The following is a 10,468-nucleotide window of genomic DNA, read 5'->3' on the forward strand; positions in this document are numbered from 1 at the left end:
GGATGATGATCATGGCGGGCGGCTTCGGCCTGTCCGGCATCCCGGAGAAGCTGATCGACGCGATCGCCGACAGCGGCGTGACCGGGCTGACGGTGGTGTCGAACAACTGCGGCATCGATGGCGCCGGGCTGGGCAAGCTGCTCGACCGCGGCCAGATCAAGAAGATGATCTCGTCCTATGTCGGCGAGAACAAGCTGTTCGCCCAGCAGTACCTGTCCGGCGCGCTGGAGCTGGAATTCAACCCGCAGGGCACCCTGGCCGAGCGCATCCGCGCCGGCGGCGCCGGCATCCCCGCCTTCTTCACCAAGACCGGCGTCGGCACCATCGTCGCCGACGGCAAGGAGGTGCGGGAGTTCGACGGCGCCGAGTATGTGATGGAGCGTGGGCTGTTCGCCGACCTGGCCATCGTCAAGGCCTGGAAGGGCGACACCGAAGGCAATTTGATCTATCGGAAGACGGCGCGGAACTTCAACCCGATGATGGCCACCGCCGCCAGGATCACGGTCGCCGAGGTCGAGGAGCTGGTCGATATCGGCGGGCTGGACCCGAACCAGATCCATACCCCCGGCATCTATGTGAAGCGCATCCTCGAAGGCAAGAGCTACGAGAAGCGCATCGAACAGCGCACCACCCGGCCGCGCGCAGCCTGAGCAGGAGACAGACCATGGCCTGGACCCGTGAGCAGATGGCCGCCCGTGCCGCCCGTGAGCTGCAGGACGGCTTCTACGTCAACCTCGGCATCGGCATCCCGACCGTGGTGGCGAACTACATCCCCGACGGCGTGAACGTGGCGCTGCAGAGCGAGAACGGCATGCTCGGCATGGGCCCCTTCCCCTATGAGGGCGAAGAGGACGCGGACCTGATCAATGCCGGCAAGCAGACGATCACCGAGCTGCCGCAGTCGAGCTATTTCAGCTCGGCCGACTCGTTCGCCATGATCCGCGGCGGTCACATCGACCTGTCGATCCTCGGCGCCATGCAGGTGTCGAAGGATGGCGACCTCGCCAACTGGATGATCCCCGGCAAGATGGTGAAGGGGATGGGCGGGGCGATGGACCTGGTCGCCGGCGTCAAGCGCGTCGTCGTGATCATGGAACACAATGCCAAGGACGGCACGCCGAAGCTGTTGAATGCCTGCGACCTGCCGCTGACCGGCAAGGCCGTGGTCGACCTTGTCATCACCGAGCTCGGCGTGTTCGAGATCGGGCCGCAGGGCCTGACCCTGACCGAGGTCGCCGACGGCGTCACCGTCGATGAGATCCGGACCAAGACCGAGGCGCCCTTCGCCACCCGGCTCTAATCTCTCTCGCCGGTGCCCCAAGCGGGCGCCGGCCGCTGGAGCCCGCGATGGACGAGACGGGTGCGGGGCCGCTGGCCGGCCACGACCGCTACGATTACAGCGCGATCGTCCGCCGGCCCGGCTATGCTTGGCCGAACGGCACCCGTCTCGCCGTCTATCTCGGCCTCAATCTCGAGCATTTCGCCTTCGGCGAAGGCCTGGGTGCGGAGCTGGCGCCGGCCGGGCCGCAGCCGGACGTGCTGAACTATGCCTGGCGCGACTACGGCAACCGAGTCGGCGCCTGGCGCCTGCTGGAGCTGTTCGACAGCCGCCCTGCCCTGCTCGCTGATCGTCAACGCCGCCGTCTACGATCATTGCCCGGAGTTGCCGGCCGCCTTCCAGGCCCGCGGCGACGAGATCGTCGGCCATGGCCACAGCAATGCCGAGCGCCAGGGCGCCCTGGCCGAGCCTGAGGAAGCGGCGCTGATCCGCCGCGCCACCGACGCCATCGCCCGCCATGCCGGGGGCCGGCCGCAGGGCTGGCTTGGCCCCTGGATCTCGCAGAGCCACCGGACGCCGGACCTGCTGCAGGAGGCTGGCTACAGCTATCTGCTGGACTGGTGCCATGACGACCAGCCGGTGTGGATGCGCACCCGCCGCGGCCGCATCCTGTCGGTGCCCTATCCGCAAGAGCTGAACGACATCCCGGCGATCGTGGCACGAAAGATGAACGCCGACGCCTTCGCCGACATGGTGATCGGCAATTTCGACGAGATGCTGGAGCAGCAGGCGCAAGGCCAGGCCCTGGTCATGGGCGTGGCGCTGCACCCCTATATCGTTGGCCAGCCCTACCGGCTGCGCCAGTTGCGCCGGGCCCTGGCCCACATCGCCGCCCGGCGCGACGACATCTGGATCACCACCGCCGGCGCCATCGCCGCCCATGCCGCCGCACTGCCGCCGGGGATCGTGCCGGGCAATGCTTCGCCGCCGGACCAGCAATCCGGCTGACTAGGTCCGACATAATGCGCTAGGGTCTCGGCCACAGACGGGCGGCAGCGCCCCAGGATCGATACGGGAGAAGACGCAGATGGCATCGGAAAGCAAGGTGGCGCTGATCACGGGCGCCGGGTCGGGTGTCGGCCGCGCCGTGACGCTGGCCTTCCTGAAGGACGGCTACCGGGTCGTGCTGGCCGGCCGGCGGCAGGATGCGCTGGCGGAGACGATCGCGATATCAGGCACGCCTGCCGACCAGGCCCTGGCGGTGCCGACCGACGTCACCGACCCGAAGAGCGTCCGCGCCCTGTTCGACGCCGCCAAGGCAAAATTCGGCCGGCTGGACGTGCTGTTCAACAATGCCGGCGTCAACGCCCCCGGCATTCCGCTGGAAGAGCTGACCTTCGAGCAGTGGAAGGCGGTGGTCGACACCAACCTGACCGGCCCGTTCCTGTGCACCCAGGAAGCCTTCCGGATCATGAAGGACCAGGATCCGCGCGGCGGCCGCATCATCAACAACGGCTCGATCTCCGCCCATGCGCCGCGGCCGAACTCTGCCCCCTACACCTCGACCAAGCACGCCATCACCGGCCTGACCCGGTCGACCTCGCTGGACGGGCGGAAATACGGCATCGCCTGCGGGCAGGTCGACATCGGCAATGCCGCCACCGAGATGGCGTCCCGCATGGCCAAGGGCGTGCCCCAGGCCGACGGGTCGATCAAGCCCGAGCCGCTGATGGATGCGGCCGATGTCGCCAAGACCGTCCTGATGATGGCGTCGCTGCCGCTCGATGCGAACATCCAGTTCGTCACCGTGATGGCGACCAACATGCCGTTCGTCGGCCGCGGCTAAGTCGCGCTCAGGCCTCGCGGATGTAGGGCGTGGTCGTGGTCAGTGCCCGGAAGCCGAGCCGTTCCAGGATCGGCCGGCTTTCGGGCGACGCATCGACCGTGAGGATCCCGAACCCCCGCGCCTTCGCCTCGGCGGCACGGTTGGCGACCAGGGCGCGGTAGATGCCGCGGCCGCGCCAATGCGGCCGGGTGGCGCCGCCCCAGAGATCGGCGAAGCCGGTGCCCGGGTTGTACCGGATCCAGCCGGCCGAGACGCAATGGCCGTCGGCCATGGCGAGATAGACCGACAGCCGGTCCGGCGCCGCCGCGATCTCTGCCGCCAGCACATCCGACCGCCAGTCTTCGTCGGCGCCGTAGACCACGGCCATCAAATCGTCGATGGCGCCGAAGCGCACCGGGTCGATGACGCGCTCGATCGTCACCCCGTCCGGGTCGACCGGCGGCGGCAGCGCCCCATCGAGATCGAACGCCACCAGCGTCTCCGGCGTTTCCGGCACGAAGCCAGCAGCCTCCAGGCGGCGGCCGAGATCGGCCGGCTGGTCGTGGCTGTACAGCTTCCACTCCACCGACCGGCCCTGCCCGGCGAAGAACGCCGCCTCGCGGGCCACCGCGGCATCGGCCGAATCGGCGTCGAGGCCGCTCCAGCACACGCAATTGTCATGCGACTCCGGCCCCGGGCCGACGATGCGCGTGACGTCGGGCAGCCGTTCGATGCGATAGGCCGGGTCGGCCGGCACCGGGGCCTGACGCAGCTCGGCATCGAAGCGGCTGAGGATATCGCTCAGGTCCATGTCATTCCCCGTGGCCAGTGCCGGTAACCGGATGTCGGCGACGCGCCGATCCCGCGTCGATCCGTCCGGCTTGCTCTTCGCCCGCCTTATGGCCGATTTTGTCGCGGGGCGCGACCGTGCCCCTGTCATTTTCCCGTCGTACCGGAGAGATCGTGAACGGGTCCCTGCTTCTGGCCTGCGCCCTCGCCGGCTTCGCCTACGGCATCGCGCCGGGGCCGGCCGTGCTCGCCCTGCTCGGCATCTCCGCCGGCCAGGGGCGCAAGGCCGGGGCCGTGTTCCTGTGCGGCCACCTGGTCGGCGACGCGCTGTGGTCGTCGCTGGCGCTGGTCGCGATCATCGGCGCCCAGGCGGTCGGGCCGGCGCTGTTCGACTCGCTGGGCCTGATCTGCGGCGCCTATCTGCTCTGGCTCGGCTGGAACGCCGTCACCGTACGCCGCCGCGCCGACGGTGCGGTCGCCACCGCGGTCCGCCGGCCGTTGCTGCGCGGCCTGGTGTTCGGTGTCACCAATCCCAAGGGCTATCCGGTGGCGGTGGCAACCTTCACCGCGCTGCTGACCAGCTACGCCTCCAGCCTGTCCTGGTCGATCTTCCCGGCCCTGGTGGCCGCAGCCTGCCTCGGCGCCCTCACCGCCTATATGATCCTGGTGGCCGTAACCGGGGCGGCGACCGTGCGCCGCTTCTACAGCCGGCACGAGATCTGGTTCGTCCGCGCCTCGGGCGTGCTGTTCATCGGCTTCGCCCTGCACGCGCTCACCCAGTCCGTCACCGGCTTCGCCGCGCGGCGGAGCTGAGCGCCACTCATCCTTCCTTGCCTGAAAGCAGCCTTCTGCCGATGTCCCTGCCCCTGACGATCGCCTTCGACGCCGACGACACCCTGTGGCACAGCGAATCCGTGTTCGAGGAGACGCATGACCGCCTGCTGGCGCTGCTGACGCCCTGGGTCGATGCCGAGACCTTCGACCGCACCCTGCTCGACACCGAAAGCCGCAACCTCAAGACCTTCGGCTATGGCGTGAAGGGCTTCACCCTGTCGATGATCGAGACGGCGATCGACCTGACGGAGGGCCGCATCCCTGCCGCCGACATCCGCAGCATCCTCGATTTCGGCAAGGCGATGATGGACCACCCGGTCGAGCTGCTGGACGGCGTGGTCGAGACCCTGGACGCGCTGGCGCCCGAGGCCGCGGCCGGCCGCATCCGGCTGATGGTCATCACCAAGGGCGACCTGTTCCACCAGGAGAGCAAGGTCGCGCGCTCCGGCCTGGCCGAACGCTTCGAACGGATCGAGATCGTGGCCGAGAAGGACGAGGCGACCTATCGCCGGATCCTGCAGCGCAGTGCCACCGCGCCGGCAGACTTCCTGATGATCGGCAATTCGATGCGGTCGGACATCCTGCCGGTGCTCGACCTCGGCGGCCGCGCCGTGCACATCCCCTACCGCATCACCTGGGCGCATGAGGCCGCCAGCCGGCCGGAGGTCGCCCCGCCCGGCTTCCATGCCCTGGAGAGTATCCGAGAGGTGCCGGCGCTGGTCACCCGCCTGATCGGATAGGAGCCCGGCCGATCAAGCGACCCGGCGTGGCATGACCATGTTGGCGACCATCGATTGCACCGGCTCGCCCGCCTGGTTCAGGGTGGTGATGCGTACCTTCGCCATGCCCCGGTCGGGACGGGATTGCGACGGCCGGACCTCCAGCACCTCGCTTTCGACCCGCAGCACGTCGCCGGGCCGCACCGGTCGCGGCCAGCGCAGCTCCTCCATCCCGGCGCCGATCAGGCCGCCCGCGGGCAGGAAATCGCCGCCGACCAGCAGCTTCATGGTCAGCGCCGCGGTGTGCCAGCCGCTGGCGGCCAGGCCGCCGAACAGCGAGTCCTTGGCCGCCGCCTCGTCGAGATGGAAGGGCTGCGGGTCGAATTCGCCGGCGAACGCCTTGATCGCCTCTGATGTCACCGCGACGGTCTTCGAGCCGAAGCGTTGCCCGACCTGGAGATCCTCGAGATAGAGGCGGCTAGGCGCGGTGTCTTCGGACGGCATCGGCAGGGCGCTCCATAGAGTTTGGCATGAATCCGGCCCCAGCATGGCCCGGCCGGGCCCCTGGCGGAAGACCCCGCAACGGCACCACGGATGTCGCAGATGTCGACGGCGCTGGCCGGAACCCGCCCGATCGTCTACATCCGGCATCATGACCGACACCGGACTGGCGACACGCAAGGCGGCCATCGAATTGCTGCGGGCCGTGCTGGCGCAGAGACGACCGATCGACGAGGCGCTCGACGGCCATCTCGCCCTGCGCGAGATGGAGCCGCGCGACCGCGCCTTCACCCGCCTGCTGCTGACCACGATGCTGCGGCGGCTGGGCCAGCTCGATGCGCTGATCGACGGCGCCCTGAAGGCGCCGCTGCCGCGCGCCGCTGCCACGGTGCGCGACGTGCTGCGCCTGGGCCTGGCCCAGCGCCTGTTCCTGGCGACCCCTTCCCATGCCGCGGTCGACACCTCGGTCGAGCTGGCCGGCGTGACCGGCTTCGCCGGCATGAAGGGGCTGGTCAACGCCGTGCTGCGCCGGCTGGCCGAGGACGGCCCGGCCCTGCTGACCGCACAGGATGCTCCCCGGCTGAACACGCCGGAATGGCTGTGGTCGCGCCTGGAGGAGACCTACGGCAAGGACACCGCCGCCGCCATTGCCGAGGCCCATCTGCGCGAGGCGGCGCTGGATCTCTCGGTCAAGGCCGACCCCGATGTCTGGGCCACGCAGCTGGAAGCCCGGCAACTGCCCAGCGGCACCCTGCGGCGCGAGGCCGGCGGCCTGGTGCCGGAGCTGCCCGGCTTCGCCGAGGGCGCCTGGTGGGTGCAGGACGCCGCGGCCGCCCTGCCCGCCCGGCTGTTCGGCCCGGTGGCGGGCCGCCGCATCCTCGACCTTTGCGCCGCACCGGGCGGCAAGACCGCCCAGCTCGTCGCCGCCGGGGCCGAGGTCACGGCGCTGGACCGGTCCGGCCGGCGGCTGAAGCGGGTGGCCGAGAATCTCGAACGGCTCGGCCTCGTCGCCGATCTGCGCACCGGGGATGCCGAGACCTTCGCCGACGGGCTGCCCTACGACGCGGTGCTGCTCGACGCGCCGTGCAGCGCCACGGGCACCATCCGGCGCCACCCCGACGTGCCCTATCTCAAAGGGCCGGACGACGTGGCCAAGCTGGCGGCGGCGCAGGCACGACTGCTGCGCCACGCAGTCGAGCAGGTGCGGCCCGGCGGCCTGCTGGTCTGGTGCACCTGTTCGCTGCTGCCCGAGGAGGGCGAGACCCAGATCGACCGGCTGCTGGCGACCGACGACCGCCTTGTGCGGCTGCCGGTGACGCCGTCGGAAGTCGGCGGATCGGACGAAGTGCTGACCCCGGCCGGCGACATCCGCAGCCTGCCCTGCCATTGGGCCGATCTCGGCGGTCTCGACGGCTTCCACATCGCCCGGCTGCAGCGCCGGAAATAGGTCCTTCAGACTAATAATCATACAAAAACGATTGCACTCCGGCGCTCCCTCTTTCACAGTTCGCCCGAAACAAGGCCGGAAAAATCCGGCATCAGGGAGGACCGGAGCGGATGGCGCTTCTGGAGTTGCGCGACATCACCAAGCATTTCGGGGCGATCCATGCCCTGAACGGGGTGAGCTGGACGATCGAGCCCGGCGAGGTGGTCGGGCTGATGGGCGACAACGGCGCCGGCAAAATCCACCCTGGTCAAGGTCATGGCCGGCAACTTCCCGCCGACCGCGGGCGAGATGCTGCTGGATGGCCGGCCGGTGAATTTCCACAAGCCGGTCGATGCCCGCCACGCCGGGATCGAGGTCGTCTATCAGGACCTCGCCATCGCCGACAACCTGACCGCCGCCGCCAATGTCTTCCTGGGCCGTGAGCTGAAGAAGGGCGTGTGGCCGCTGCGGCGACTGGACCATGGCGCCATGAACCGGCGGGCGCAGGAGCTGTTCGCCGAGCTGAAATCCGAGACGCGGTCGAACGACCTGGTCCGGCTGATGTCGGGTGGCCAGCGCCAGGCGGTGGCGATCGCCCGCACCCGGCTGGCCAACGCCAAGCTGATCCTGATGGACGAACCGACCGCGGCGATCAGCGTGCGCCAGGTGCATGAGGTGCTGGAGCTGATCCGCCGGCTGCGCGACAGCGGCATTGCCGTGATCCTGATCAGCCACCGCATGCCCGACGTGTTCGACGTCTGCGACCGGGTGATCGTGATGCGCCGCGGCCGTAAGGTCGCCGACAAGCAGATCGCGACCAGTTCGCCGGAAGAGGTGACCGGGCTGATCACCGGCGCGTTGGAGGCGGCGTGATGGCGACGACAGCGACCACCACCCCGGCCGGCTTCGAGAATGTCCGCCAGCCGGGTCTGCTGCACCGGATCCTGTCGTCCCAGATCACCTACGTCCTGGCGGCGCTGGTGATCCTGATGATCGTGATGACGATCGGGTCGGACAAGTTCCTGACCGAACGCAACCTGCAGAACGTCGCCCAGAACTTCTCCTACATCGCCATCGCCGCGCTGGGCCAGACGCTGGTCATCATCCTGGCCGGCATCGACCTGTCGGTCGGGTCGGTGATGGCGGTCGGCGCCGTCGCCACCAGCCTGGCGATGGAGTGGAGCGCCGACTGGGGCGTCTTCATCGACTGGCCCGGCCTGGCCCTGGCCTTCGCCGTGCTGACGGGGGTGGCGGCCGGCGGCGTGGTCGGCCTGGCCAACGGCATCCTGATCGCGCGGCTGAACCTGTCGCCCTTCGTCACCACGCTGGGCATGCTCAGCGTCTGCCGCAGCCTGGTCTATGTCGTGACCCAGGGCCGCGGCTCGCCCACTGCCGGGCCGGCCAAGGACCTGTTTCGCACCCTAGGCAACGAGCCGATCTTCGGCGCGGTGCCGCCGTCGCTGATCTACATGGTGCTGCTCGGCCTGGCGATCTGGTTCCTGCTGCGGCACATGCAGTGGGGCCGCCATGTCTTCGCCATCGGCGGCAACGAGCGGGCGGCCGGGCTGACCGGCGTGCCGGTCGAGCGGATCAAGATCTCGGTCTACGTCTTCTGCGGCGCGCTGGCCGGCTTCACCGGGGTGCTGCTGCTGTCCTGGCTCGGCTCCGCCCCCGCCAACACCGCCGTCGGCTATGAGCTGCGGGTGATCGCCGCCTCGGTGATCGGCGGCGCCAACCTGACCGGCGGCATCGGCGGGCCGCTGGGCGCCATCACCGGCGCGGCCCTGATCGAGGTCATCCGCAACGGCCTGATCCTGAGCGGGGTGCAGCCTTATTGGCAGGATTTCTTCGTCGGCGTGTTCATTATTCTCGCGGTCCTGCTCGACCGCATCCGGTCCCGGCGGGCCGGCTGAGAGAGGCGCCGCGACAACGAGAGTTCAACTGGGGAGGACGAGCATTGTGAAAAAACTTCTTTTGACGGCAGTGGCATTGACAGCTTTGGCCGCGATGGCCGGCGGGGCGAATGCGGCGGACAAGCTGCGCTTCGCCCTGGTGCCGAAGGCGATGAACAACCCCTATTTCGACCTGTCGCGCGACGGCTGCATGGAAGCGGCCAAGAAGCTCGGCGTCGAATGCGTCTATATCGGCCCGGTCGAGCATGAGCCGGCCAGCGAGGCGCAGATCGTCCAGGACCTGATCACCCAGGGCATCGACGGGCTGGCGATTTCGGTTTCCGATGTCGATGCGCTGACCAATGTGATCGACCAGGCGGTCGCCGCCGGCATCCCGACCATCACCTTCGACGCCGATGCGCCGGGGTCGAAGCGCCAGGCCTTCGTCGGCACCGACAACTACGCCATGGGCAAGGCGATCGGTGAGATGGCGGCCAAGCTGCATCCGGGCGGCGGCACCTTCGCCCTGGTCTCGGGCGGCCCGGCTGCGGCGAACCTGAACGACCGGGTACGCGGCACCATCGACGGGCTGGGCGCCGGCTGGACCCAGGTCGCCGGTTCGCCGCTGTACTGCAACGACGATGCGGCGCTGGCCGTGCAGCAACTGCAGGACACGCTGACCGCCCACCCGGACATCGACGCGCTGCTGCCGGTCGGCGGCTGGCCGCTGTTCGTGCCCGACGCCTTCCGCAACTTCGCCGAGCCGATCAAGGCCAAGCTGAAGTCGCATGAGGTCGTTCTGGTCTCGGCCGACACGCTGAAGACGGAGCTGGAGCTGCTGCGCGACGGCTATGCCAACGCCCTGATCGGCCAGCAGCCGAATGAGATGGGCGCGCTGGCGATGGAGACCCTGTTCAAGCTGAAGAAGGGCGAGAAGGTCCAGGAGATCACCTATGTCGGCCTCGACACGGTGACCCCGGACAACGTCAAGGAGTTCCTGGCCAAGGCGAAGTAGGCTTCGGCGGCCGGGGCGGTCCGCCGCCCCGGCCATTCCTTTGCCGCAATCGGCCTCGTCATGGTTGTGACGCGGTCGGTCAGTTGTTATTGAGGGACGATCATGGTCAAACCCGTCCTGATCTCCCCCTCGATCCTCTCCGCCGATTTCGCCCGCCTGGGCGAGGAGGCACGCGCCATGACCGAAGC

Annotated in this window: 14 protein-coding genes; 11 read left to right on the forward strand and 3 right to left on the reverse strand. The window is 69.0% G+C overall.

What is annotated here, in order from left to right; translation table 11 throughout:
• Nucleotides 1-2: 2 nt before the first annotated feature.
• The 5 genes from AC3XYG_RS09650 to AC3XYG_RS09670 all read left to right on the forward strand — a co-directional run bounded on the left by AC3XYG_RS09650 (nt 3) and on the right by AC3XYG_RS09670 (nt 3,125).
• Entirely contained in the window at nt 3-650 is a 648-nt protein-coding gene (locus AC3XYG_RS09650) for a CoA transferase subunit A (RefSeq protein ID WP_489139608.1), read from the forward strand.
• A gap of 14 nt (nt 651-664) precedes the next feature.
• Nucleotides 665-1,300: a CoA transferase subunit B gene (locus tag AC3XYG_RS09655; RefSeq protein ID WP_489139609.1), complete on the forward strand. Its 636-nt coding sequence runs from the start codon at nt 665-667 to the stop codon at nt 1,298-1,300.
• 47 nt (nt 1,301-1,347) lie between these two features.
• On the forward strand, nt 1,348-1,752 hold the full coding sequence (locus AC3XYG_RS09660; RefSeq protein ID WP_489139610.1) for a polysaccharide deacetylase family protein: 405 nt from the start codon (nt 1,348-1,350) through the stop codon (nt 1,750-1,752).
• Nucleotides 1,664-2,287, forward strand: a complete 624-nt coding sequence (locus AC3XYG_RS09665; protein ID WP_489139611.1) for a polysaccharide deacetylase family protein — start codon at nt 1,664-1,666, stop codon at nt 2,285-2,287. Before AC3XYG_RS09660 ends, AC3XYG_RS09665 begins: the two co-directional genes overlap by 89 nt.
• Nucleotides 2,288-2,366: 79 nt before the next feature.
• Complete coding sequence (locus AC3XYG_RS09670) at nt 2,367-3,125, forward strand: SDR family oxidoreductase (protein WP_489139612.1); 759 nt, start codon at nt 2,367-2,369, stop codon at nt 3,123-3,125.
• A gap of 7 nt (nt 3,126-3,132) precedes the next feature.
• Here AC3XYG_RS09670 and AC3XYG_RS09675 read toward each other — a convergent pair whose 3' ends face one another.
• Nucleotides 3,133-3,915, reverse strand: coding sequence for a GNAT family N-acetyltransferase (locus AC3XYG_RS09675; protein WP_489139613.1), 783 nt, complete (start codon nt 3,913-3,915; stop codon nt 3,133-3,135).
• A 152-nt stretch (nt 3,916-4,067) separates the two neighbouring features.
• Here AC3XYG_RS09675 and AC3XYG_RS09680 point away from each other — a divergent pair, with 152 nt between their 5' ends.
• Entirely contained in the window at nt 4,068-4,706 is a 639-nt protein-coding gene (locus tag AC3XYG_RS09680; RefSeq protein WP_489139614.1) for a LysE family translocator, read from the forward strand.
• Nucleotides 4,707-4,747: 41 nt separating this feature from the next.
• Nucleotides 4,748-5,467, forward strand: a complete 720-nt coding sequence (locus AC3XYG_RS09685) for an HAD family hydrolase (RefSeq protein ID WP_489139615.1) — start codon at nt 4,748-4,750, stop codon at nt 5,465-5,467.
• A gap of 12 nt (nt 5,468-5,479) precedes the next feature.
• On the opposite strand, the gene AC3XYG_RS09690 is transcribed toward AC3XYG_RS09685, so the two are convergent.
• On the reverse strand, nt 5,480-5,950 hold the full coding sequence (locus tag AC3XYG_RS09690) for a MaoC family dehydratase (RefSeq protein ID WP_489139616.1): 471 nt from the start codon (nt 5,948-5,950) through the stop codon (nt 5,480-5,482).
• A gap of 148 nt (nt 5,951-6,098) precedes the next feature.
• Here AC3XYG_RS09690 and AC3XYG_RS09695 point away from each other — a divergent pair, with 148 nt between their 5' ends.
• Nucleotides 6,099-7,394 carry an RsmB/NOP family class I SAM-dependent RNA methyltransferase gene (locus AC3XYG_RS09695; protein WP_489139617.1) on the forward strand — a complete coding sequence of 432 codons (1,296 nt, stop codon included), beginning with the start codon at nt 6,099-6,101 and terminating at the stop codon, nt 7,392-7,394.
• Between the two features lie 53 nt (nt 7,395-7,447).
• On the opposite strand, the gene AC3XYG_RS09700 is transcribed toward AC3XYG_RS09695, so the two are convergent.
• Nucleotides 7,448-7,651: a hypothetical protein gene (locus tag AC3XYG_RS09700; RefSeq protein ID WP_489139618.1), complete on the reverse strand. Its 204-nt coding sequence runs from the start codon at nt 7,649-7,651 to the stop codon at nt 7,448-7,450.
• On the opposite strand from AC3XYG_RS09700, the gene AC3XYG_RS09705 reads away from it, so the two are divergent.
• The 3 genes from AC3XYG_RS09705 to AC3XYG_RS09715 are packed head-to-tail and all read left to right on the forward strand — an operon-like array spanning nt 7,650 to nt 10,280.
• Nucleotides 7,650-8,246 (forward strand): ATP-binding cassette domain-containing protein, encoded by a 597-nt coding sequence (locus AC3XYG_RS09705; RefSeq protein ID WP_489139619.1) that lies wholly within the window; start codon nt 7,650-7,652, stop codon nt 8,244-8,246. The two genes, AC3XYG_RS09700 and AC3XYG_RS09705, sit on opposite strands and share 2 nt — an antisense overlap.
• Complete coding sequence (locus AC3XYG_RS09710; RefSeq protein WP_489139620.1) at nt 8,246-9,286, forward strand: ABC transporter permease; 1,041 nt, start codon at nt 8,246-8,248, stop codon at nt 9,284-9,286. The genes AC3XYG_RS09705 and AC3XYG_RS09710 overlap by 1 nt, the downstream gene beginning before the upstream one ends.
• A gap of 46 nt (nt 9,287-9,332) precedes the next feature.
• Nucleotides 9,333-10,280: a sugar-binding protein gene (locus AC3XYG_RS09715; RefSeq protein ID WP_489139621.1), complete on the forward strand. Its 948-nt coding sequence runs from the start codon at nt 9,333-9,335 to the stop codon at nt 10,278-10,280.
• Nucleotides 10,281-10,468: the final 188 nt, after the last annotated feature.

This window comes from Inquilinus sp. (genome assembly GCF_057815775.1).